Raw genomic sequence first — 23,029 nt, forward strand, 5'->3', positions numbered from 1 at the left:
GTGATTGTCGGTCCTCAACCTGAGTGACAGCCGGCTCACGCGTTGAATAACAGCCCCCTCCCGTACTGCCGTTTCCTTGACCTCAATACCCCCACTGGGTATACATTCTAGTACCCCCAAGGGGTATACCCAGGAGGAGCGCTGTGATGATTTCGAAGGAGTACCAAGTGGACGGAATGTGCTGCGGAAATTGCGAAATGACCGTCCTCGACGAGGTGGCCCGGGTGAAGGGAGTCGAAGTCGCCGAAGTGAGCGCCCGCACCGGGGTTCTCGTCGTCACCAGTTCGAACCGGGTCGACACGCTGGCGGTTCTGGATGCGGTCGAAGAAGCCGGATACCCGGCGCGGTTGATCTCATGAGCACGGCGATCGCGACGAGCACCATCGAACTCGAGATATCCGGAATGACCTGCGCCTCGTGCGCCGCGCGCCTGGAGAATAAACTCAACAACCTCGACGGCATCGCCGCCACTGTCAACTACGCGACGGAAAAAGCCAGCCTCGCAATACCTTTCGGCTACGACCCGCAGCTACTGGTCGCCGAGATCGAAAGGGCCGGTTACTTCGCGGCGCTGCCGCAAAAAGTTCTTGAGGCCGGCGCCGAGGACACCGAGCTGACGTCGTTACGGCAGCGCCTGGTCGCCTCGGCGGTGCTGGCCACCCCGGTGATCCTGATGGCGATGGTCCCCGCCCTGCAGTTCCGCTACTGGCAATGGGCATCGTTGGTGCTGGCGGCCCCGGTCATCGTGTGGGCCGGCAAGCCGTTCCACCGGGCAGCATGGGCGAATCTCAGACACGGCGCGGCGACCATGGACACCCTGATCTCGATCGGGACCCTGTCCGCTTTCCTCTGGTCCCTGTACGCCCTGTTCTTCGGCACGGCCGGCGAACCCGGGATGCGCCACCCGTTCGAGCTGACCGTCGCCCCCGGCGACGGCACGGGGAATATCTACCTCGAAGTGGCCGCCGGGGTCACGGTGTTCGTCCTCGCCGGACGTTTCTTCGAGAAACGCTCCAAGCGCCGCGCCGGGGCCGCCTTACGCGCGCTGTTGGAGCTTGGCGCCAAGGATGTGGCGGTATTGCGTGACGGTGCGGAGATTCGAATCCCCGTGGACAACCTCGCGGCGGGCGACGAGTTCGTAGTGCACCCGGGAGAAAAGATCGCCACCGACGGCGTCGTCATTTCGGGCTCATCTGCGGTCGACGCGTCCATGCTCACCGGCGAGTCGGTCCCAGTCGAGGTCGGCCCGGGCGACAGCGTCACCGGAGCTACCGTGAATGCCGGCGGGCGGCTGGTGGTGCGGGCCCGCAGGGTGGGTGACGAAACCCAACTCGCGCAGATGGCCAAGCTCGTCGAGGCGGCCCAATCAGGCAAGGCCCAGGTGCAGCGTCTCGCAGACCGCGTGTCGGGCGTGTTCGTGCCGATCGTCATCGGCATCGCCTTGGCCACTCTCGTGGTGTGGATCGGCGCCGGTTTTCCCGTCGCGGCGGCGCTGACGGCCGCCGTCGCGGTACTCATCATCGCCTGCCCATGCGCTCTCGGACTCGCGACTCCGACCGCACTGCTGGTCGGCACCGGACGTGCCGCACAGCTCGGCGTGCTGATCAAGGGGCCTGAGGTCCTGGAATCCACCCGCACCGTCGACACCATCGTGCTCGACAAGACGGGCACGGTGACCACCGGCAAAATGGCCCTGGTCGAGGTGGTCACAGCGGCCCACGCCGACCGCGACACAGTGCTGCGCTATGCCGGCGCCCTCGAGGACGCCTCCGAGCACCCGATCGCACAAGCCATAGCTAAGCGAGCCAAGGCCGACTTCGGCACGTTGCCGACGCCGCAGGACTTCACCAACGTGGCAGGTAAGGGCGTGCAAGGCATCGTCGACGGTCACGCGGTCGTGGTGGGGCGGGTCGGCCTGCTGGCTGATTGGGCCCAGCACCTCGATTCGGAACTCTTGGCGGCCAAAGCCCGCGCCGAAGCCGACGGTAATACCGCCGTCGCCGTCGGGTGGGACGGCCGGGCCCGTGGAATCCTGGTGGTCGCCGACACCGTCAAGCCCACCAGCGCAGAAGCCGTCCGTGAGTTCCGGCGACTGGGCCTGACGCCGGTGCTGCTCACCGGCGACAACCGGACGGTTGCCCGGCGCATTGCGGCCGAGGTCGGTATCGACCAGGTCATCGCCGAGGTGCTGCCCGCAGACAAGGTCGCCGTGGTCCGGCGGCTGCAATCCGAGGGCAAGGTGGTGGCCATGGTGGGCGACGGCGTCAACGACGCGGCTGCGCTGGCAACCGCCGACCTGGGACTGGCGATGGGCACCGGTAGCGACGTTGCGATCGAGGCAGCCGACATCACCTTGATGCGTGGCGACCTGCGCGCGGCGGCCGACGCAATCCGACTCTCCCGCCGCACGTTGGCCACGATCAAGACCAACTTGTTCTGGGCCTTCGGTTACAACGTGGCCGCACTGCCGCTGGCCGCGCTCGGACTGCTCAACCCGATGCTGGCCGGGGCCGCGATGGCGTTCTCCAGCGTGTTCGTCGTCGGTAACAGCCTGCAGCTGCGGTCCGTTCTGCCCACCGATACGGCACTGTGATTGCCGCAACAATCGAGCGACCCGCCCGCGCTTCGCCCGGAGTATCCGTCCTGGTCATGGTACGGTTCGCTGCTGTGGTGTGGTCGGTAGTCAGGCTAGGCAACCCCGTTGATGCGGGCGCAGCCAGATGAGCACGCACCGTGCGGTCGCTCGCAACCGCGAAATGTCCGAGTTGAACCGGCGACGCTTCCTCGGAGGCCTCGCCTTCGCCAGCGTTGCAAGTGTGGGGTTGGCCCGGTGCATGGTCGACCCCCAGCCGCGCACGTTCGCCCAAACGCCGGTAACCGCGCCAGGTGCGACAGCGCCGCCGGCAGGTCCGACCGTTGCGGGTCTGCTGCCCCCACCGCCCCCGAGCGCGCGCATCCGCTTACCCGGCGGTGGCGCCCTCATGCAACTCCCCGGTCAGGGTGACCTGCTGGCGTTGACCGTCGACGACGGCACCAACACCGAGGTCGTGCGCGCCTACACCCAACTCGCCAAGGACACCGGCATCCGGCTGACGTTCTTTGTCAACGGTTGCTACGACTCCTGGACAGACAATCTGGCGCTGCTCCGTCCGCTGGTCGAATCCGGGCAGATCGAACTCGGCAACCACACCTGGTCGCATCCGGACTGCACTACGATCTCCAAGGGCGAGATCGCCAAACAGCTCACCCGCAACGACGAATTCCTCAAGAAGACGTACGGCGTTGGCGCAAAACCGTATTGGCGACCACCGTATGCAAAGCACAATTCCACGGTTGACGCCGTGGCCGCCGACCTCGGCTACAGCGTCCCGGTCCTCTGGTCAGGTTCGCTGTCGGATTCGACGTTGATCACCGAGGAATACATCGTCAAGATGGCCGATCAGTACTTCACCCCACAGGCCATCGTGATCGGACATCTCAACCACCTGCCGGTCACGCACGTCTACGGACAGATGGTCGACATCATTCGTGACCGCAAACTGCGTACCGTCACCTTCAACGACGTTTTCCTCAAGACGCCCTAGGGATTTCGGCTGCGGCGGCCATGGCTGAAGAACCTCAGTTGAAAATGGAACGCGACGGTGCCGTCGTCGTGCTCACGATGAACAACCCACGCCGTAAGAACGCGCTGACGCCGACGATGCTCGCGTTGATGGCTCACGCTTGGGACGAAATCGACGGTGACGACAGCATCCGGGCTGCCATCCTCACCGGTGCGGGCGATTCCTACTGCGTAGGAGGGGATCTGGCCGACGGGTGGATGGTGCGAGGACCCAAGGCTGCCACCGGATCAACGACACCGCCGCCGACCAAATCGGGCGGGTCGGTCATCAGCGAGGGACTGCTGTTGAGTCGTTCGCTGACCAAGCCGTTGATCGCGGCGGTGAATGGGCCCTGTCTGGGTGGCGGGTGTGAGATGTTGCAGCAGACCGACATCCGCATCGCTGAGGAGCATGCGACGTTCGGCCTACCCGAGGCCAAGTTCGGCCTGATCGCCGGCGCCGGGTCGACCGTGCGACTCAAGCGCCAGATTCCCTACACCAAGGCCATGGAGATGATCCTGACCGGCGACCCACTGACCGCTGCCGAGGCCTATCACTTCGGCCTGGTCGGGCATGTGGTGCCCACTGGGCAATCGCTGGACAAAGCGCGTCAGATTGCGGACCGGGTGGTTGCGAACGGACCACTGGCCGTCCGCAACGCGAAGGCCTCGGTGCTGAAAAGCGGCTGGATCGACGAAGAAGATGCGCGAAAGATTGAGCAGCGGTTCGTGATTGAAGTCGTTCGCTCTGAGGACGCGAAGGAAGGTCTGGCGGCCTTCGCGGCCAAGCGCCGGCCCCGGTTTACCGGCAAATAATCATTCGGCCGGCCTGAAAATTTGACGTCCATTGTGGGTGACGTCAAATCATGATTTGATGTTCATCACCATGGACACGAAATCTCGGCGCTATGAGATGCGGTCCCGCAGGGACGCGACGGAGGCAACGCGCGACGCCATCACGGCGGCCGCCGTGGCGGCCGTGGAGGCGGAACGGACACTGGGAATCACGCTGGGTGCCGTGGCCGAGCGCGCCGGCGTCACCGTCAAGACCGTGTTGCGCCATTTCGGCAGTCGAGACGCGCTCATCGATACCACCTGGTCCCGAGTCAGGGAGCAGGCGCTGGCCGAGCGCACCGCTCCACCAGGTGACCCGGCGCAGGCTTTGGCCGTACTGATCGAGCACTACGAGCACCGCGGGGAGATGGTCCTCGGCCTGCTCGCCGAGGAGGACAGCGAACCTCGGGTATATGCGATGTGCAGCGACGGCCGTACTTTGCACCGCCAATGGGTCGCCGAAGTCTTCGCCGCCGGAATGCCCGCCGAGTCGAGCGCGCACGATCGACTCATCGATGCGCTCGTGGTCGCGACAGACGTGTACTGCTGGAAGCTGCTGCGGATCGACCGTGGTTTGAGCGTCGAGGAAGTGCGCGACAGGATGCAGTTCATGGCCGACGCCGTTATTGCTGCAACGCGAATCGGCCGCGATAGAGGCGAATTGCTGACCGGATAGGGACCCGGCGATGAGAGTTCTGTTTGTCACAGTGGACGGCGGCGGCAACATACCCCCGCAGTTGGCAGTTGCCCGGGTCTTGCGCAACCGCGGCGCACAGATTCGTTTCCTCGGCCACCAAGGCGTCGGCAGCAAGGTGCGGGCTGCGGGATTTGAATTCGAATCCTTCACCACTGGAATACATTTCGACCCGATCCAGCGCCACCGATGGACGGGCGTGATGGGTGGCATGGTCAAGGTGCTCGCGGATCGCAGCTTCGGCCACGACATCATCGACGCGGCGCAGCGGCACGGCGCGGATGTGATTGTCGTTGACATGTTGTTGACGGCAGCCATACCCGCAGTGGCTGCGACCAACGTTCCGACCGTGGTGTTCGTGCACTGCTTCTACCGGGCCGTCCAAGACGCGGCCGCCGGACCGCCCGGTTGGTTGTTGCGGCTACGGGGCATCCCACCGCTGGGTGCGGAGCGCAGCGGCGTACTGCAACTCGTCACTGCCCGTGCGGATCTCGATCCGATGCGAGGAAGCCCGGCGGTGCACCATGTCGGTGCGGTATGGCAAGGCGTCCCCAGAGCAGCACAGCCGCAACCGGTCCCGCACATTCTGGTCAGCCTGAGCACCTGTGCGTTTTCCGGTCAGCGGCGGATGATGCAGAACATTCTCGACGCCGTCGCGACAATGCCGGTGCGGGCGACGGTGACGGTGGGACCAGCGATCGATGCCTCCCAACTTCGCGTTCCGGCGAATGCGTCGATTCACGCCTGGCTGGATCACGACGAAGTACTAGCGACGACGTCACTAGTAGTGAGCCATGGCGGGCACAGCACGGCAATGCGCGCACTGTCTTTCGGTGTGCCGCTGGTGATCATGCCGGCAAGTGCGCTGATCGACCAGAAGCGGGTCGGTGCCGCAGTGAACAATGCCGGCGCTGGTGTCTTGCTCCGCAAGCGCACCGGTGTTCGGCGCATCCGCCGAGCGATCAGCACGGCCCTTCAGGACGGTAGCTACCGTGCGGCGGCCGACCGTCTCGGAGAACAGATCCGCGAGCACGACGGCGCCGAAACTGCCGCCGATGCCATTAGCCAGTCGGCCAGGGCTTGCGTCTGACGGCAGAATTCGCCGAACTCGGGCGGGCGATTCAGCCTGTTGACGCACTGCGGATTTCCGCTAGTGATGCGGCTGGCACCCTTCGACTGCTGAATACTGAGCCATTCGCTCATCAAGCATCGCGTGAAAATGCCCGATCGCACTCTCATGACGTCCGAACTCAACGAATTCGTTTGCGCCCGAATGTAAACCCCGCTGCACACCTTCCGACATCTCGTTGTCCTCGACGGCGCCGCGAGCGATGAAAGTTCCCGCGGCCGCCGGATTGCCGTCTTCGCGCGACATCCGCTCGGCGACATCAGGTTTGACCATCGAGTAGATGACCACCGTACTGTGACCGACGTCGACCGGGTCGACCACAATCACCAGCATCAGGTCCGGGAACGTCGCCAGCATGACATTGGGGAACAACTGGTACAGATACGTCACCCGCGCATCGGTCGTCCAGGTAGCCTGCGGACGGTCCCGCAGGCGTTCAATATTGCGGTACGGGAACGTGATACGGCTATTCGGCCCGAATGTCTCAACCACGTTCAGATCGTCGTACTGCACGGGGAAGAAAGTTTCTCTATGCGTCCATCGGATGTGGTAGCCCTCGAGGAACTGTTCGACCAGCACCTTCCAATTCATCGCTCGTGCAGTGGAATCGACATACACCAGCCGTTCTGCCGGCAGCAGCTTGTCGCGCCAGGGCGTTCCGTCGGTCAGCCAGGTCAGTGCCTGCGCCTGGTGGTCCGAGCCGACCCACCGGGTTGCATCGAGCGCGTCGATGACGATGAGACCGTCCACCTCACGGCTCGGCACCTCGACCAGACCGCGCGCCGGCAAGTCCAGATCGGGAAACGCCTCCCGGTGCGGCACATGCGCCAGCGCACCATCCAGTCGATATGTCCAGCCGTGGTAACGGCATACCAGCGCATTTGCACACCCGGCGTCCTCGACCAGGGCGAAACCCCGATGCCGGCAGGCGTTGCGGAAGACCCGCGCTCGCTGATCGTGGCCCCGAACAGCGAACAGGGGCACTCCGAACGCTGTGCGTTCAACGTGGTCACCTGGCTTCGGAATCGCTGCCGCCGGCACGAAGACACTCGGCATCGCGCGCAGTAACCGCAACTCATCCGCGAATCGCTCTGGTTTCAAATAGTTTTCGACCGGCTCACGCCAGGCGGCACCCTCATCGGTGGTGCCGGCGTCTACATGCGCAAGCACCCGACGAACGACCTCAGAGTCATCGGCAACCAACGGCTTGGTCGGAGCTCCCATGAGCGCTAGCATCACACTTCTGATGTCACGTGTCAATGATTCAGTAATACGCGCGTTGATCAGCAAAGATGAGGGAATGCCGGCCGTATCCCCGCCTCGCGTCCGCGAGTTGATCGGCAACCGACCGCTCAGCGCGCGCTCGGTACTCGCGTCGGCATTGTTGGGGTCCGACGACGCCCGCCTCACGGTTGGGGAACTGGTCGCTCTGGCCTCGCTGTTCGGCATCAGCGACGGCGCTGCCCGCACCTGCCTGTGGCGGATGGTCTCCACCGGCGAACTCAGCAGCGAAGACGGGAGCTACGCGCTCGCGGGCCGATTGTTGGATCGCCGCCAGCGCGTCGATGAGGCCTCTAGGTTCGGCGACACCGCCCGATGGGACGGAACATGGGAGCTCGCCATCGTTTCGTTGGACCGTCGTTCCGCCGCCGACCGTCTTGAACTGAGGAAGGCTGCGACAGCCCTGCATCTCGCCGAGCTTCGCGAGGGGGTCTGGATCCGTCCGGACAATCTCGATCCGCAACGTCTTTCGGCATCCCGTGCGGTACTGGATCAGCAATGCACTCACTTTCATGGCGCAGCCACCGAGATCGGCGCTGACAAGATGCGTGCGCTTTTTGCCCTCGACGGCTGGGCCGATGACGCCAGGGCACTCGTCAACGCGATGAATACCGTCCTCGACGGCGAGAACGACGGATCGACCGAAAGTTTCAGCTACGAGTTCGCGCTGTCCATCGCGGTGGTGCGCCACCTTCAGCTGGACCCGTTGCTACCTACCGAACTGATTGAGGACCGCTGGCCGGGGCACACTCTGCGAAGCGACTACCGCCGTTTCGACGACGCCTTCAAGAAGCGGATGAACAGTGCCTTCGATAAGTGAGCCGCGCATGCACCGACGTCGTCGGTCGACAGCGCCTGCCCTCCTGGCGTTCTCACTCCTTCTGTTGACCGCGTGCGGCGGCGGATCGCACGACCCGGCCGGTCCAACAGGCACTTCGGCACCGTCCAGCACGCGACAGGCAAAGCACGGCCCGTCGATTCCCGAGTGCGGCGGCGTAAGCGATCAGACCATCTCCCAATTGACCGGCATCGCCGGACTTGTCGTCACCGCCCGAAACCCATTGGGCTGCCAATGGCTGGCGCATGGCAGCATCGACGGCCCGTGGTTCTCGTTCAGCTGGTTTCGCGGCAGCCCGATCGGCCGGGAACGCAAGAATGAAGACCTCACCCGCTCCACCGTCGACGACATCACCATCGACGGGCACAGCGGCTACATCGCGATGGCCACCGACCGCAACGGCACCCGCCTGTGCGACGTCTCTATCCAGTACGACGACGACTTCTTCGAATGGTCGATCCAGTTCGTCAGGAAACCGTTCCCGAATCCGTGTGACATCGCCAAAGAGTTGACTCGCCAGACGATTTCCGCGCTCAAATGACTCGGCGGCTCGCGGCGGATCAGGGCCAAGGGGTAGCGAAATTGGTGTAGCTGCTGTTGAACGAACCGCAGAAGTCACCCGACGTACCGGCCAGCAGGATGTAATAGGTTTCCGGGCGGTGGTTTTCGCCCGAGGTGGGATAAGTCCATCCGTTGGCGCACATGCCACCGACAGTGGATCCCGTCCAGATCGCTTTGACACAATTGGTCAGCGCTTCGATGTTCGAAGTTGTACTCTTGGCGATGACCAGTACCGCACCGCCCCACAGGCCGTCGGCTCGCCGGTAGGCCCGGGCCCCAAATGAAGTGTTGTCCTTCTGGCAACCGAGTGCTCGTCGCAGTGGCGTGAACGTGGAGCTAAAGCGCGGGTTGGACAAGCCCGCGGAATCCAAGATGAACGTCGCCGCGTCCGCGCCGTCGCCCTGCTGCACATCGGGGTTGTCGAGGCTGGTCAGTTGCAACGAGATTCGGGCCTCGGCCGCCTCATCGCCCCCACCAATGATGGGCCCGCCCCCGGTCGAAGTGATCGGGGGCAGCGCGACATTGGGGTCGGCTTCGGCTGCAGGTCCACCGAGGCCGGTGGTTGCTATCGCGGCGAGGGACAGCCCGAACGCCGCGATGCTTTTAGCAATCCGAGATGTCACTACTCCCCTCTCACTTCAGTGAGAGGCAAGCTTACCGTTCCCGCGCCGCTGGGCGAGTTTGCCGAGCCACCTGCGGATCTCCCCGCTATGCTCACCCAGTCGTGGCGCCCTGGTGCGGTAGGTCATCGGCGTGTTGGACAATCCGATAGGGCTGGCCACCTCACGGCCGAGACTGTCGCCGTCCTCGGTCTCGCGAATTGGGTTCAGCCCCAGCTGTTCAGCGAGCGCAAATGCCTCGGCGACGTTGTTGACCGCTCCGGCGGGAACCCCCCACTCGGGCAGGATCTTCGACCAGTAGGCTGCCGAATTGGGCGCCAACGCCCTTTCGAGTATCTCTCGCAACGATGTTCGGTTGCCCACGCGTTGTTCGTTGGTGAGGAACCGTAGATCGTGCGCCACCTCGGCGATGCCCAAGGCGTCACAGAGTGCACCGAATTGTTTGTCGTTGCCGACGGCCAGCACGAGCGTCCCAGCTCCGGTCGCGTATGTGTCGTATGGGGCGATGCTGGCATGTCCGTTGCCCATTGCGCACGGAACCTTTCCTGCTAGAACATAACTGGCAGATTGGTTGGCCAAAGCGGACAACAGCACCGACATCAGGTTGACCTCGACGTACTGCCCATGTCCGGTCTTATCGCGCTCCCGCAATGCGGCCAGAATGCCGACCGTCGCGAACAATCCCGCAAGGACATCCACCATTGCCACGCCGACCTTGGTCGGATGATCGGAGTCAGAACCGGTAATGCTCATCAGCCCGCCGAGGGCCTGGACCAGTAGGTCGTAGCCGGCAAGTTGGTGACCCCCTTCGGTCCCGAAAGCCGAAATGCTGCAGTACACCAAGCCTGGATTGACGCTACGCAGGCTGGGCTCGTCCAGCCCGAACCGGGCCATGGTGCCAGGACGAAAGTTCTCCACCAGCACGTCGGCACGCTCGGCGAGCAACTGCGCCATCCGCAGGTCTTTGGCCTCGCGCAGGTCCATAACGACGCTGCGCTTATTTCGGTTCACGCCCAGGTAATACGTGCTCTCGCCGTCGACGAACGGCGGCCCCCACGCCCGGGTGTCATCCCCGCTGGGACGCTCCACCTTGATGATCTCAGCCCCCAAGTCGCCCAGTGTCATCGTGCAGAACGGCCCGGCGAGCACCCGCGAGAAGTCGGCCACCAGGACGGATGACAGTGGTTGTGCCGCAGAGATTTTCATCGGCGCGCCGCTCCGAACATGAGCTCCTCTAGCGAGACATCGGCACCGAACCAGATGCGCCTGGCCTGCGGCGCAATCTCGGCGGCACGACTGTCGAGTTTTTCGAGGGTCAGGCTGCTGATCGGATGGGTCGCGATTGCCGGTTCCAGTCCGACCATGCCCCTCGACTCGCGCTGTAGGCGGGCCTCAAGCTCGAACTCCGTGGTCACCACGGCGACCGTCGGCACTCCGGCTTCCTCCAGGCGCACCGCGTCGTTGACGCAGGCCGAGCAGCAGGAGCCGCAGTCTCCGATAGCGGTGATGGCGATGTCGTTCTCGGCCGCGATCTGATCAATCAGTTCGGGGCTGGCATCAGAGGAGAAGTGGTGCTTGTCGTAGTAGGTAACACTGGTGAAAGCCATTCCGTGGTCGATCAATTGGCGCACCGTCGCACGCAATAGCTTGGCCGCGTTCCACTTCGTATTACTCAACACACCGAGGCGAAGCTCGACTGCGCCCCTGGGACGGGGCGCCATGGGAATTGCCTGCACCTCAACGGCGCCGCGCGGGTCGTAAACATAACCAGTCATCTCAAATACTCCTTCGTGATGGGTCTTCGGGAAATCAGAGCCGGCAGGAGCCGTCGGAGCACTCCAACTCGCGGACGTGTGCGTCGGCGTTGTGGGTGATGTCGGTTGCCCTCTGGTGGGCGACAGCCCGCAACACCGGCGTCGTTGCGGTGCTCCACCCAGGCAAGAACGCCGAGAAACGGCCGGCCGACCCGCCGGCCACGAACAGGTGAATGTCGTCCGGGGTAAAGACAATTGGCACCCGCTGGCCCGATTCGCGCGGATACCACTTCGGCAGGTTCCGGTTGTAAGTGCGCGCACCGGGCGGGGCGTACCGATCGCCGTAGCTCACGTCGGCCCAGTCGTTGGTGCCGTTGAACCACAGATAGCGCCGGACGTCGTCACGGGTCCAGCCGAAGGATGCGATGGTGCGGGCGTGCTCGACACCGATGACGACCGTGCAGGAGCCACCCAGAACCGCATTGTTGTGCCCAATGGTGCTCATCGCCGAGGCGATGGAGTCCAGAACGCCTTGCGGGTCATCGGAAATGTGGTTGGTCACGCTGTGCGGGGCTTCCGCCCCGATCACGAGCACCGTGCTGTCCTCGGGTGAGTACCCGTGTTCCACGTGGTACGGCGCCCACGGGCTGGCCTCCTCGTTTTCGGCAATGCAAAAGGTGTACTTGCCAGGGTGTCCGAGCGTGCTCTTGTCCAGCTCACCCGGTATGCCCCCGCCAACGCTGAGCAAAATCAGTCGCACCGCCCGGCCGATGGTCGCGTTTGCGCGGTTGCCAGAGCCGAATACATTTCCGCCCGAATTCATTCCGATCTGACGCGCGATCGGACCGTTGACCACGATCAGGGGCGAGACCACGTGGGTGGTGGCCTGGATGCCGTTGAGATTGAACCGCGCGTCGGCCAAAGCCAGCACGGCGGCGCACACCACCGGCGCGTACTCGGGCTTGCACCCGGCCATCACCATGTTCACTGCGAGCAGTTCGCGGGTCAGACTTCCCCACCGCGGCGGAATGCGGGCAACTAGTTCGCTGGGCTGCCCGCCGAGCACATCCAGCACGGCTGCGACACGTTCTGGTGTGGGCGGGACCACGGGCAGACCGTCGCTCCATGGTTGATCGAAGTAGTACTCGACGAGATCACGCTCGTCGGCGGTAACAGCCGTCATGGGTTGCCTCCTAGGTTTGCTAGTCAGGGCAACGGTAGGTCCGCGACATCATCCATGTCCAAGACATACTCGGACATCTTTTATATTCTGTAGATATGGTCGATCCCGAACTGCGGTTGCTTCGGTACTTCGTGACCCTCGCCGAGGAACGGCACTTCGGCCGCGCCGCCGAGCGGCTGCACATCGCTCAGCCGCCGCTGAGCCAGCAAATTCAAAAGCTCGAGCGCCAACTGGGCACCGAACTCATCGATCGTTCCCGGCGTCCCATCGAGTTGACCGATGCCGGCAACGCGCTGCTCGAAGAGGCGCGGCTAGCGCTCACCCATGCCGGGCGAGCCTTTGCTGCGGCCCGCCGCGCCGGCACCGGCCAGCTCGGCCATCTCCATATCGGAGCGATGCTGGCGGCCGTGGACGGCGTCCTGTCCTTCGTCATGCGCGCACACCGTAGGGCCTACCCAGACGTCAAACTCGAACTCACCGAACTAGGCAGCGTCGAGCAGGTGGAGCAGCTGCTCGAACATCGCATCGACGTCGGGTTCCTGCGCGGTCCGGTCGATGAACAGTCGCTGACGGTCCGACCGCTGATCGACGACCCACTTGTCGCGGTCGTCTACGAGGACCACGAGCTCGCCGAACGGCAGCGGATCGATCCGGCAGTGCTGGCTCATGAACCGATAGTTCTGTGGGCACGATCCGGTGCAACCACAACCTATTCCGACGTCATCGAACTGTTCCGCCTGCACGACATCGAGCCACCTATTGCCGACGAGGTACCGCGCGTTCAGACGATTCTCGCGCTGGTCGCCTCCGGTGCCGGAATTGCCCTGCTGCCAACATCATTCATCAATCTCAATCGAAACGGTGTGCGGTTCATCCCGTTGAGCGGACTCCTGCCGCACCGGCCCCTGGCGCTGGCGTGGCGCACCGCCAACCAATCACCGGGCGTGCGTTGTTTTCTCGACGTCGCAACCACGGCGTCCCCGGACTACCTGCACGATCTCGCACGGCGCTATCCACAACTCGATCCGGCGGCTAAAACTTCTTGACGCCCTTGATGATCTTGTTGAACGAGGCCGTTGCCACGAGCCCCTTGCGCATACTCCGTTGTAGAAAGCTCAGGTTGATCAGCACCAAGTAGCGGACTCCGCAGTCACGCCAGTGCGCGAGCTGCTCGACGATCTCGGCCGGGGTTCCGTGGACCACCAAGTCCCGAACTACTTCGGGAGGCATGTCAGCGGCGTACGACAATGCCGTCTGCTCGTCGATGTCGTGCGGCACTAGATCCTGGGCGCCCGAGAAGCCTTCACCCAGCGGATGCCGGGCACCGTGCCGCGCGAAGACCTCATCACCGGCGTTGAGCCCGAACAACCGGAGCAGTTCGGAGTCGAGCGCTTCGTCCACGTCGTCCCGGTTACCGCCGGTGACGATGAACAATTGCAGCGCCGGAAGGATCGCGGCCGGATCGCGGCCCGCATCGGAAGCGGCCAACCGGACAACATCGAGACGTTGTGCGTAATCGGTTGGCGGGTGCGGAAGGGCGGGGAAGTAGGCATCGCCGTACCGTCCCGCGGCTCGCAGCATCCGCGGACCGTGCGCGCCGATCCAGATCTCCGGCCACTTTCCGCGGTAGGGGGGCAAGTCGAAGACCGCGTTACGCAGCGGAAAGTAAGGGGAATCCCGGTTGACGAGTTCGCCGCCGGAATTCCACAGCGCTCGGATAGTCGCCATCGCTTCCTCAAAGCGCGCGACCGGTTTCGACCAGTCAACGCCGTAGGGCTCGTTCCCTTCCCGCTCGCCGGGACCGATGCCCAGGATCGCCTTTCCGCGGGTGAGCAGGTGCAGCGTGGCGGCGGCTTGCGCGGTGACGGCCGGATTGCGGCGGCCGGCATCGGTCACCGCCACGCCGAGGCGCAGTCGACCCATGCGGTTTCGACCGGCAACGTGGCCCAGCATCGTCCACGGTTCCATGACCGCATCGATCTTGGGTATGAGCTTGGCGGCACCGCAGTACTTTGGCTGCCAAACCGAGCGTGGGAATAACTGATTCAGGTGGTCAGGGACCCAGAACGAGTCAACGCGGTTGGCAACTGCGCCCAGGTAATTGGCTCGCGTCAAGATCTCCGCTCCCCGACGTGCAACGGCGAGCCCGTCCCCCACTCCCACCCGAAAACCAGTCATGAACTGCCCTTTCACGCGGCGGTGCCGAGCGTCCAGTATCAAACAGGTGCACGGGGCGGGTAAGGGTATCCGGCTACTCGATTTTCAGCTCTCGAGCATCCCGTCAATCAGCCGACGCAGCACCCGACGGACCTCTTCACGGGCGAGTTCTTGGTCGTCGGCGGTGGCGATGGCCATGGCGGCCTCGTCCAGTGCACCGATCAGCACGGTGGCGGTCGCCCGCACCGGCAGGTCCGCGAGTTGGCCGGCTTTGATGGCCTCGGTGATCAATTGTTCGGTCATGCCCAGGCTGTACTTCTGTGCGACGTCGCGGAACCCGGCCCAGCCGAGTACCGACGGCGCGTCCAGCAGGATCAGTTGACGCACTTCCGGATCGCCGGACACCTCGAGCCAGGCGTCGACCGCCGCGCGGATCATGTCCGCGGGGGTCGCCGCGCCCGTATCGGCCGCGGAAGTGGCCACCAGGGTGGCCAGTCGCATCATCACGTCTTGCTCGACCACCTCGACCACCTCGCGGAATAGCGCTGCCTTGTCGGTGAATTGGTGATACATCGCACCGCGAGTGACGCCGGCCTCGGTGGCGATCTCCGGCGTGCCCACCTCGGCATACCCGCGCTGACCCCAGAGCGTGCGGGCAGCCGCGATCAGCGCCTCGCGGGTTGCCGCGGAGCGCTCGACCTGAGTGCGCCTCTTGATTTCCATACAACCTGTTGGTAATTTACGAACAGACAGACTGTTTGTAAGTGTAACCCCTTCAGGAGATCCGATGCCGTCGATCGACATTAATGCCGGAACCATCCATTACGAAGTAACTGGACCCGATAACGGTAGGCCGGTCGTGTTCGTACACGGGTACATGATGGGTCGCGAGCTGTGGCGTCAAGTCAGCACGCGACTCGCCGCGCGGGGGCTCCGCTGCATCGCCCCCACCTGGCCACTCGGCGCCCATCCCGAACCCCTGCGCCCCGGCGCCGACCAGACCATCTTTGGCGTGGCTCAGATTGTCTCCGATGTGCTTGACGCCCTTGCCCTTCAAGACGTGGTGCTGGTCGGCAACGACACCGGCGGTGTGGTCACCCAATTGGTAGCGGTTCACCATCCCGCACGTCTCGGTGCGCTGGTACTCACCAGTTGCGATGCCTTCGAACACTTTCCGCCACCGATTCTCAAGCCGATTATTCTCGCGGCGAAGTCCAAGATGACATTCCGGGCGGCGTCCCAGCCCATGCGGTTGCCGGCCGTACGCAGGCGGGCGTACGAGGGCCTGGCCCACAGCGACATCGATGAGCTCACCAAGATGTGGGTTCAACCCGGCCTGGCCAATCCGGCCATCGCCGAAGACCTGCGCCAGCTTTCACTCTCGCTGCGCACAGAAGTCACCACGGAAGTGGCGGCGCGACTGCCCGAGTTCGACAAACCGGCACTCATCGCGTGGTCTTCCGACGATCTCTTCTTCCCACTTGAAGACGGCCGGAGACTGGCGGCGACCCTGCCCAACGCTCGTCTCGAGATCATCGAGGGAGCGCGGACGTATTCGATGCTGGATCAACCGGAGCGGCTTGCCGATCTGCTGAGTGCGGTCGCCGTGCGGGCCTAGCTACTCGCGCGAATCCTCAGGGACGCCATGCATATTCAGCGACCCGGCAGAAGTTACCGCCCAGCACGGCGGCAACGTCGACGGTACCCCATCCTCGGCTGACGAGGTGCGCGCCGAGAGTGAGCAATGTCTCTGGCGGCATCCACTGGATCGGCCCCCATCGCGTGTAGCTGTCGTCGAACAAGTGTGGGTTGCGCGTCAGCTCGTCGATGAAATCGTCGTAGTCGAAGGAGAAATCGCTGCTGATGCCGACGTGTTCGATGCCGACCAGCTCAACCGCGTACTCCAGGTGTCGAGTCATGGCTTCCAGGGTTGGGGTGTTGGGCCCCAAAAAGATCCCGACGCCGGTGATGCCGATGACGCCGCCACTCGCCGCGCACGCCCGAGCCTGCTCATCGCTGATATTGCGCGGGTGATCCCACACCGCCCGCATGCACGAGTGGCTGTAGATCACCGGGCCGGTAGAGACCTCGCACAGGCCGAGCCCGGTGCGAGCGCTGCAGTGCGATCCGTCCGGAACGATTCCGACCCTGTTCATCTCGGCAACGATCGAGCGGCCCCAGGGCGTGAGACCGCGGTCGGTGGTGTCCAGGCAGCCGCTGCCGGCGCGGTTGGCGTGGTTGTACGTGGGAAGTAGGGTCCTTACCCCGAATTCGGCCAGCACGGCCAGGTTGTCCAGGTCGTCGCCTATCGGATGTGAATCTTCGAGGTCGAAGACAACTGCGATACGGTCCTGACCCGCAATGGCTTTCACATCGTCGACAGTGGCCGCCAGCTCCAGGTCCGGGTGGGCATCCACCGCCGAACGGAAATGCCGCAGCAGCGCCATGGTGTCGTTGAAACTGTGTGGTGAATAGCCCGCGTTGACCGAGAGGAACGCGCCGCCGCGGCGTCGGTAGCGGGCCAGCGGTGCGGCTTCGGCGTCACCCTGCAGTGGCAGGCAGGTGTGCTGGTCCCACAGCAGTGCCGTCATGGATACCGATACTGCCTCAGCCTGGTCTGGAGTCGGCCCGTCGCGCCGGTTAGCGTTGCCAGAATGTCAGATGCGACGTTGCAAGGTCGGCGAATCCTGGTTACCGGAGGGGCCACCGGTATCGGCGCCGCGGCGGTCGCGGTTCTCACCGCGGCGGGGGCCGAAGTGACCGCCACCTATCACCGGACCCCTCCGCCGGAGGGCCTGAGCGCTAACTGGCTGCAGTGCGATGTACGCGAAGCGGATGCCGTCACAGCCACGGTGCAAGAGGCGGCCGGACGCTCCGGTGGCCTCGACGTCCTGGTGAACGCGGCGGGTCTGTGGCAGGCGGGAATCCCGGGATACATCAACGCCGAGGACATCTCGTTCCTGCTCGACACCAACGTCAAAGCGACCATTCTCACCAACCAGGCCGCCCATGCCGTCATGAAGGACCAAGATCCCAAGGGCGGCAGGATCATCAACTTCGGCTCATCCGAAGCCGTTATGGGCAGTCCGATTTCGGCTGTGTATGCGGCGACCAAGGGTGCGGTGCAGGCGTGGACGCGATCGGCGGCTCAGGCGTGGGCCTTCGACAGGATCACGGTGAATGCACTGGCGCCCGCGGTACAGACACCGGGCGCGGATCGCTTGCGGGAGTTCCTCGGACCCGAAGCCGGGGCCCTCATCGACCAGCAGCTCAAGACGAGGATTCCGATCGGCGGCGCGCTCGGAGATCCGGCACGCGACCTCGGACCGATGTTGGTCTTCCTGGCGGGGCCGGGCTCTGGATTCATCACCGGGCAACTGCTGGCGGTCGACGGCGGATTGGTGATGCTCGGCGGTTGACGCAGGCGACGGTCAGCGCTGATCCGTTGGTCGCGACCCGCGACTGGACGCCCGGCGTCGGATCTGCCCTTTGGGTCGCCGAACCCGTGCAACCGGATCTCTTGTTGTGCCGGTGGCAATTTCGTCACGAAGTTGCTGGATGTTGGAGATCTCGGCGTACAGGCCGCGGATCGCATAGTCCAGAACCGCGAAAGAGTAACGCTGATCTGGATCGTCGATGATGCCGACTTCGCGAGAACGCTGGCGAGACCACAGCGCCTCGTCCAGACGCGCCCGGGTCGCCTCGAGGTGCCGATCCAACGTTTCGACGACACGTTCCGGGTCCTCGCCCCTGGCCAGCCAGGTCCGCAGGATGACCGGGTGTTTGATGACCACCTGATCCTGACCGGGAAAGTGCTGCACCCAGCGGCGCAGCGCATCGAGTCCGGACCCGGTGGTCTCGTACAACGTGATGGCCCGCTTGCCGGACTGGGCTTCGATCTCGTTGACCATCCCCCCCGCCAGCAGTCTGTTCAGTTCCCGGCGAACATGGCTGACCGATGGCGACCAGTAGAAGTGGCCTACCGACAGTTCGGCGCGCATCTTGACTTCGCCGGCGGTGAGTTGTTCGTCGGTGGCCGCCAGCACCCCCAGTACGAGGTAAGCGGTTACCGGCAGACCGTTGGTGGTGCGGGCGGGACTCACGGCGACCCGGTGAAGTACGGAAGGGTCAAATCCTGTTCAAGGGAATGGAATTGGACCTGCACTCGCAGTCCGACGGTCAGCTCGTCGGGCGCTATCCCCACGATGTTGGTCAACATCTGATAGCCCTCGTCCAGCGTGACGATCGCCGGCGCGTAGGGCGGTTGAAACTCCGCGGTGACCGGCCGGTGAACGACTGTCCAGCTGTAAATCTCGCCGACGCCGCGACTCTGTTCCCAGGGCACTTCGGCCGAAAGACATTGGCGGCAGTGCTCAGTCGGGGGAAAGTTGGCCAGCCCGCAGTCGGCGCAGCGTTGGAAGCTCAGCTTCCGCGATCGGCAGCCGTCCCAAAACGGCGCGCTAACAGAGCTTTCAGCATGCGGCACGGAGCCGGATTGCGGTCGCAGAATCATCGCGGCTCGACCCCCAGCAGCATCACCGTGGTGAACAGGGCCCCAGCTCCCCCGTTGCTGCACAAGGCAACATGGGCGTTGGGCACCTGCAGGATCCCGGCTTCGCCACGTAGCTGATGGACAGCTCGCACCGCGCGCTGCATCATCTGCGGGTTTGCGCCGGCATGGCTGAATGACATCGTTCCCCCGTCCGTGGTGATCGGATGACTTCCATCGATGGCGATATGCCCGTCGGCGACGAAGGGGCCGCCTTCGCCTTCGCCGCAGAACCCGAAGGCCTCCAACTGTCGGATGATCTCGAACGAGAACGGATCGTAGAGTTCGAGCACATCGACATCGTCGCGCCCCAGTCCGGCATGGGTGAAGGCGCGATCCGCCGCACGCCGGCCGACCACGCCGTTCACGTGATCGCCTCGGCGCCCGGCTAGATCCCAAGCGGGTGGATGCTGATACGACGGTCCGTGAAAGTCGGCGCCGCTGCCCAGGACGAAGATTGGTCGAATATCGTTGTCCGACTTGCCTTTCACCGTGTCGAGGTTTGCGACCACCAGCGCGCAGCCACCTTCGGACGTGGTGGCGCAGTCGAGGAGATGAAACGGATCGGCGATGAGCCGGGAGGCGGTGATGTCGGCCGGCGCGAACGGGCCACGCTGGTAGTAGACGGCTTCCGGATTGTTCGATCCGTTGTTGCGGATGGTTGCGGCGACCATTGAAAGTTGTTCGCGCGTCGTACCGTAGACGTGCATGTGCCGCCGAGCGATGAGCGCGAACTCCGCGGTGGTGAACATGCCCCACGGAGCGACGAATTCGTTCTCCGGCCTGGTCCACGGCGCCGTGGCTTCGTGATCACGATATTCACCCGCCTGGGCGGCGACGAGCACCACCACGTCGGCCATACCGTGTTCGATTGCGGTGGCCGCTTCAGTGATCATTCCGACGCCGAAACCCACACCCTGCCAGGCAGGTCCGATGCGCAGGTCATAGATCAGTGCGGTGGACATCGCCCCCGCACTGATCCCGTCCACGTCAGCGAGACTCAACCCGGCGTCTGCGAGCGCACCCTGGATGGCCTGAATCGACAGGCTTCGCGAGGTCTCGCCTTCCAGGCGACGTCCCTGTGCGGTGTTACACACCCCCACGATGGCCGCTGTGCGCTTGACTGCACTCACCCTGTCTCCTTCAGTTTTCGTCGGCGACTACGCCGAGATAGGTGCCCACCACGTCGTATTCCCTGCCATCCCGAATGATCTTGCCAATCCATCTGGCTCGGGCTTCAGCGCTCGTAATGCCTTGATTATGAACACCTTCCAAAATGTCGATCCGTACATCCACCGGGCGTGCGGTCTGCGGATCGGTGATCTCGACGACCATCGCCAACGCGGACTCCGCTTCGTCCCACTCGACGCTGGTGATGCGGTGCCGCGCAGTCAGTTCCATCACGACGGAATCCTGGCGCAGCAGGAATCGAACCGGTGCGCACAACTCACCCGCGCGCGGCGGTACGCACAGTGTGACCGCCATCTACAGGCCCGCCGGCCGGGTCGCGGTGATCCCCGACTCGCGTAGCACAGCCAGATCATCTGGACTGCAACCCAATACCTCGGTCAGCACCTCCCGGCTGTGCTGGCCGTACAGCGGAGCCACTCGCCGGATCCAGCGCCTCGGCTTCCCGACGAAGGTGAACGGCATGCCCGTGCACAGGAACGAGCCCGCGACAGGGTGGTCGACCCGCTCCCAGAACCCACGGGCCAGTAGGTGTGGATCGCTGAGGAGGCCCGCCGGAGCGGTGAGCGGCGCAGCGGCCACACCTCGGGAACGCAGTGCGGCAACCGCTTCGGCCACAGTGCGGGGTTCCGCCCAGGCAGCGATCAACTTGTCGAGTTCCTCGGCTCTCTCACGCCAACCGGCTTCGTCGAGATTCAAGTCCGGTTGGCCGATGAGACCGGCCACGGCCATCCGCGCGGTGTCGTCGAGCGCGGCGAGCGCGACCCAAGCATCGCTGGATTCCGGGTCGCCCTGACAGGCGTATACCCCCTGCGGACTCGCCCCTGGGCCGCGGTTTCCCTGGCGGCGCAGCTCAATTCCGTTGCGCGAGTATTCAACGAGCATCTCGGCTGCCACATTCAACGCCGACTCCGCCATCGTCGACTCGACGTGCACGCCCACCCCGTCCCGGTCCCGGATGACCAGCGCCGCTACGGCCGCAAAGGCCGCATGCAGTCCCGCGATCGGATCGCACACACCGCGCGGAATCAGCGGTGGGCCGTCGGCATGTCCGGTCATCCAGGCCATTCCGGTCGCCTGCTCCATCGTTTGTGCGAAACCCACGCGATCGCGCCAGGGGCCGTCAAGCCCGAACGCCGGCATCCGAACCACGACCACGCGTGGGTTGGCCACCTGCACGGTGTCCCAGTCGAGGCCGAAGTTGTCCATCACCCGTGGCGAGAAGTTCTCGATCACCAGGTCGCTTGCGGCGATGAGATCGAGGGCAACCGACCGCCCGGCCTCGGTGCCGAGTTCGACGCTGACATCACGCTTGTTGTTGTTGCTGCACAGAAAGACTGGGCCCCATTCCCACCACTGGTCCCAATCGGGCGGACGGCCGGCGGAGAACCTCATGCCGTCAGGTCGGCGAACGCCCTCGACCTTGATGACATCGGCGCCGAGCGCGCCGAGGAACTGGGTGGCCACCGGACCGGCCCAGAACGCGGTCAGGTCGGCTACCCGGACATCGGATAGGGGAAGCGCGCCGTCATCCACACGGTCCGCTGGGGCGGGGCGCGGTGGCCAGTCCACGCCGCCGGTGTCCGCACCAAGCTCGGGGGCCGGACCGGGTGGCCTGGTCACGATCGCTTCCCCGCGATAGGGCACCCGTGGTTGCAGCACGCCGAGTTCGGATTCAACGAACACGCCTCGTTGCACGAAGTGATCGACGTTAGGCAGCGTCGTCGGAGTGGCTATGGGAGCTACCGGAATTCGGAATGCCACCGCGAGATCGACGATCTCCTGCGTGGTGCGGGTTGTGGTCCACTCACAGACCATCTCCAGGAACTCGGCGCGACGCGCGATACGGCCGTCGATCGAGGCCAGCCCCGGATCGTCGATCAGGTCTGCGCGTTCGATCAGCACCAGAAAGTCTTGGAACTGCTGCGCGGTGATGGTGCAGAAGCCGATCATGCCGTCGGCAGTCGGGACGATCGACGGCAGTTCCAAACTGCGGGAGTTCATCAGGGAGTCTAGACCCATCACGCTGGCCGACATTGCGGGCAGCCCGCCCATGGCGATGGCCATTGCCTCATACGTTGAAACGTCGATGATTTCGCCGCGTCCGCAGCGGACGGCGCTCCGGGTGGTAGCAGCGGCGACAGCCGCCGCAAAGGTCCCGGCCAACCATTCGCCCAGTCGCCCACCTGCCTGCACGGGCTCGTCACCGGGCCACCCGCGGCTGGCGATCGAGCCGCACATCGCCTGCAGGATGAACTCATTCGCGCGCAACTGGTCATCGACGTAAGGCCCGGTCGTTCCGAACGGCGTCACCGCGACAATGACCGCCGCTCCGCCGGTCATTGCTGCGAGGCCGTCCAGGGTCCATCCGTCGGTCAGGTCCGTGAACACGACGTCAGCGCCGGCCAGCAGATCCGCAGTGTCGCGATCGGTCACCGACTTCTTGCCGGCAGCCAGGTACCCGAACAACGCACCGGGCGGCCCGCCGGCAGCAGACCACCTTCGTAGCGAATCCCCTTGCGCAGTCTCGATTTTGACGACTTCAGCACCGGCATCGGCGAACATCTTGGCGGCATAGGCCGGCGCGATCCCGTTGGACAGCTCCAGTACGCGCCATCCGGCGAACGGCGCGCGGGTCAG

At 64.4% G+C, this 23,029-nt stretch carries 24 protein-coding genes; 11 read left to right on the forward strand and 13 right to left on the reverse strand.

The genetic code is table 11. The features are described from left to right. Positions 1-146 precede the first annotated feature (146 nt). The 6 genes from ACZY1I_RS13335 to ACZY1I_RS13360 all read left to right on the forward strand — a co-directional run bounded on the left by ACZY1I_RS13335 (position 147) and on the right by ACZY1I_RS13360 (position 6,219). On the forward strand, positions 147-359 hold the full coding sequence (locus tag ACZY1I_RS13335; protein WP_463754864.1) for a heavy-metal-associated domain-containing protein: 213 nt from the start codon (positions 147-149) through the stop codon (positions 357-359). Then, positions 356-2,593, forward strand: coding sequence for a heavy metal translocating P-type ATPase (locus tag ACZY1I_RS13340; RefSeq protein ID WP_463754865.1), 2,238 nt, complete (start codon positions 356-358; stop codon positions 2,591-2,593). Before ACZY1I_RS13335 ends, ACZY1I_RS13340 begins: the two co-directional genes overlap by 4 nt. A 172-nt stretch (positions 2,594-2,765) precedes the next feature. Continuing rightward, a complete protein-coding gene (locus tag ACZY1I_RS13345) occupies positions 2,766-3,584 on the forward strand; it encodes a polysaccharide deacetylase family protein (protein WP_463755126.1) in 819 nt (272 codons plus the stop codon). Positions 3,585-3,604: 20 nt separating this feature from the next. Next, on the forward strand, positions 3,605-4,417 hold the full coding sequence (locus ACZY1I_RS13350) for an enoyl-CoA hydratase-related protein (protein WP_463754866.1): 813 nt from the start codon (positions 3,605-3,607) through the stop codon (positions 4,415-4,417). 58 nt (positions 4,418-4,475) lie between these two features. Next, positions 4,476-5,111, forward strand: a complete 636-nt coding sequence (locus ACZY1I_RS13355; protein ID WP_463754868.1) for a TetR/AcrR family transcriptional regulator — start codon at positions 4,476-4,478, stop codon at positions 5,109-5,111. 10 nt (positions 5,112-5,121) lie between these two features. Continuing rightward, positions 5,122-6,219: a glycosyltransferase gene (locus ACZY1I_RS13360; protein WP_463754869.1), complete on the forward strand. Its 1,098-nt coding sequence runs from the start codon at positions 5,122-5,124 to the stop codon at positions 6,217-6,219. Positions 6,220-6,279: 60 nt separating this feature from the next. Here the strand turns inward: ACZY1I_RS13360 and ACZY1I_RS13365 are convergent, their stop codons facing one another. After that, the gene (locus ACZY1I_RS13365; protein WP_463754870.1) at positions 6,280-7,482 is read right to left on the reverse strand and encodes an aromatic ring-hydroxylating oxygenase subunit alpha; all 1,203 of its coding nucleotides are present in this window, start codon (positions 7,480-7,482) and stop codon (positions 6,280-6,282) included. 76 nt (positions 7,483-7,558) lie between these two features. On the opposite strand from ACZY1I_RS13365, the gene ACZY1I_RS13370 reads away from it, so the two are divergent. Together ACZY1I_RS13370 and ACZY1I_RS13375 are read left to right on the forward strand one after the other, a co-directional pair. Continuing rightward, positions 7,559-8,359 (forward strand): PaaX family transcriptional regulator C-terminal domain-containing protein, encoded by an 801-nt coding sequence (locus tag ACZY1I_RS13370; RefSeq protein WP_463754871.1) that lies wholly within the window; start codon positions 7,559-7,561, stop codon positions 8,357-8,359. A 7-nt stretch (positions 8,360-8,366) separates the two neighbouring features. After that, entirely contained in the window at positions 8,367-8,918 is a 552-nt protein-coding gene (locus ACZY1I_RS13375) for a DUF3558 domain-containing protein (RefSeq protein ID WP_463754872.1), read from the forward strand. Positions 8,919-8,937: 19 nt separating this feature from the next. Here ACZY1I_RS13375 and ACZY1I_RS13380 read toward each other — a convergent pair whose 3' ends face one another. The 4 genes from ACZY1I_RS13380 to ACZY1I_RS13395 are packed head-to-tail and all read right to left on the reverse strand — an operon-like array spanning position 8,938 to position 12,495. Beyond that, a complete protein-coding gene (locus ACZY1I_RS13380) occupies positions 8,938-9,561 on the reverse strand; it encodes a hypothetical protein (RefSeq protein ID WP_463754873.1) in 624 nt (207 codons plus the stop codon). A gap of 15 nt (positions 9,562-9,576) precedes the next feature. Continuing rightward, the gene (locus ACZY1I_RS13385) at positions 9,577-10,764 is read right to left on the reverse strand and encodes a CaiB/BaiF CoA transferase family protein (protein ID WP_463754874.1); all 1,188 of its coding nucleotides are present in this window, start codon (positions 10,762-10,764) and stop codon (positions 9,577-9,579) included. After that, positions 10,761-11,333, reverse strand: a complete 573-nt coding sequence (locus ACZY1I_RS13390) for a UGSC family (seleno)protein (RefSeq protein WP_463754875.1) — start codon at positions 11,331-11,333, stop codon at positions 10,761-10,763. Before ACZY1I_RS13390 ends, ACZY1I_RS13385 begins: the two co-directional genes overlap by 4 nt. Before the next feature lie 34 nt (positions 11,334-11,367). Further along, the gene (locus ACZY1I_RS13395) at positions 11,368-12,495 is read right to left on the reverse strand and encodes a hypothetical protein (protein WP_463754876.1); all 1,128 of its coding nucleotides are present in this window, start codon (positions 12,493-12,495) and stop codon (positions 11,368-11,370) included. Positions 12,496-12,590: 95 nt separating this feature from the next. Here ACZY1I_RS13395 and ACZY1I_RS13400 point away from each other — a divergent pair, with 95 nt between their 5' ends. Beyond that, a complete protein-coding gene (locus ACZY1I_RS13400; RefSeq protein ID WP_463754877.1) occupies positions 12,591-13,541 on the forward strand; it encodes a LysR family transcriptional regulator in 951 nt (316 codons plus the stop codon). On the opposite strand, the gene ACZY1I_RS13405 is transcribed toward ACZY1I_RS13400, so the two are convergent. Further along, positions 13,528-14,673 (reverse strand): LLM class flavin-dependent oxidoreductase, encoded by a 1,146-nt coding sequence (locus ACZY1I_RS13405; RefSeq protein WP_463754878.1) that lies wholly within the window; start codon positions 14,671-14,673, stop codon positions 13,528-13,530. The genes ACZY1I_RS13400 and ACZY1I_RS13405 overlap by 14 nt on opposite strands. An 84-nt stretch (positions 14,674-14,757) precedes the next feature. Continuing rightward, complete coding sequence (locus tag ACZY1I_RS13410; protein ID WP_463754879.1) at positions 14,758-15,375, reverse strand: TetR/AcrR family transcriptional regulator; 618 nt, start codon at positions 15,373-15,375, stop codon at positions 14,758-14,760. Between the two features lie 64 nt (positions 15,376-15,439). On the opposite strand from ACZY1I_RS13410, the gene ACZY1I_RS13415 reads away from it, so the two are divergent. Continuing rightward, positions 15,440-16,270: an alpha/beta fold hydrolase gene (locus ACZY1I_RS13415; RefSeq protein WP_463754880.1), complete on the forward strand. Its 831-nt coding sequence runs from the start codon at positions 15,440-15,442 to the stop codon at positions 16,268-16,270. A 16-nt stretch (positions 16,271-16,286) separates the two neighbouring features. Here ACZY1I_RS13415 and ACZY1I_RS13420 read toward each other — a convergent pair whose 3' ends face one another. Then, a complete protein-coding gene (locus tag ACZY1I_RS13420) occupies positions 16,287-17,243 on the reverse strand; it encodes a dipeptidase (RefSeq protein ID WP_463754881.1) in 957 nt (318 codons plus the stop codon). A 63-nt stretch (positions 17,244-17,306) separates the two neighbouring features. Between ACZY1I_RS13420 and ACZY1I_RS13425 the strand changes: the two genes are divergently transcribed. Next, on the forward strand, positions 17,307-18,071 hold the full coding sequence (locus tag ACZY1I_RS13425; protein WP_463754882.1) for an SDR family NAD(P)-dependent oxidoreductase: 765 nt from the start codon (positions 17,307-17,309) through the stop codon (positions 18,069-18,071). A 12-nt stretch (positions 18,072-18,083) separates the two neighbouring features. Here the strand turns inward: ACZY1I_RS13425 and ACZY1I_RS13430 are convergent, their stop codons facing one another. Genes ACZY1I_RS13430 through ACZY1I_RS13450 form a run of 5 tightly spaced genes read right to left on the reverse strand, consistent with a single transcriptional unit; the run spans position 18,084 to position 23,029 of the window. Beyond that, positions 18,084-18,755, reverse strand: coding sequence for a MarR family transcriptional regulator (locus tag ACZY1I_RS13430; protein WP_463754883.1), 672 nt, complete (start codon positions 18,753-18,755; stop codon positions 18,084-18,086). Further along, positions 18,752-19,165: a Zn-ribbon domain-containing OB-fold protein gene (locus ACZY1I_RS13435; RefSeq protein ID WP_463754884.1), complete on the reverse strand. Its 414-nt coding sequence runs from the start codon at positions 19,163-19,165 to the stop codon at positions 18,752-18,754. Before ACZY1I_RS13435 ends, ACZY1I_RS13430 begins: the two co-directional genes overlap by 4 nt. Then, the gene (locus ACZY1I_RS13440; RefSeq protein WP_463754885.1) at positions 19,162-20,334 is read right to left on the reverse strand and encodes a thiolase family protein; all 1,173 of its coding nucleotides are present in this window, start codon (positions 20,332-20,334) and stop codon (positions 19,162-19,164) included. Before ACZY1I_RS13440 ends, ACZY1I_RS13435 begins: the two co-directional genes overlap by 4 nt. Before the next feature lie 10 nt (positions 20,335-20,344). Next, complete coding sequence (locus tag ACZY1I_RS13445; protein ID WP_463754886.1) at positions 20,345-20,686, reverse strand: hypothetical protein; 342 nt, start codon at positions 20,684-20,686, stop codon at positions 20,345-20,347. Further along, positions 20,687-23,029, reverse strand: coding sequence for a CaiB/BaiF CoA-transferase family protein (locus tag ACZY1I_RS13450; protein ID WP_463755127.1), 2,343 nt, complete (start codon positions 23,027-23,029; stop codon positions 20,687-20,689). It lies immediately after the preceding gene.

The sequence above is a fragment of the Mycobacterium sp. IDUB_37 genome (assembly GCF_055419245.1).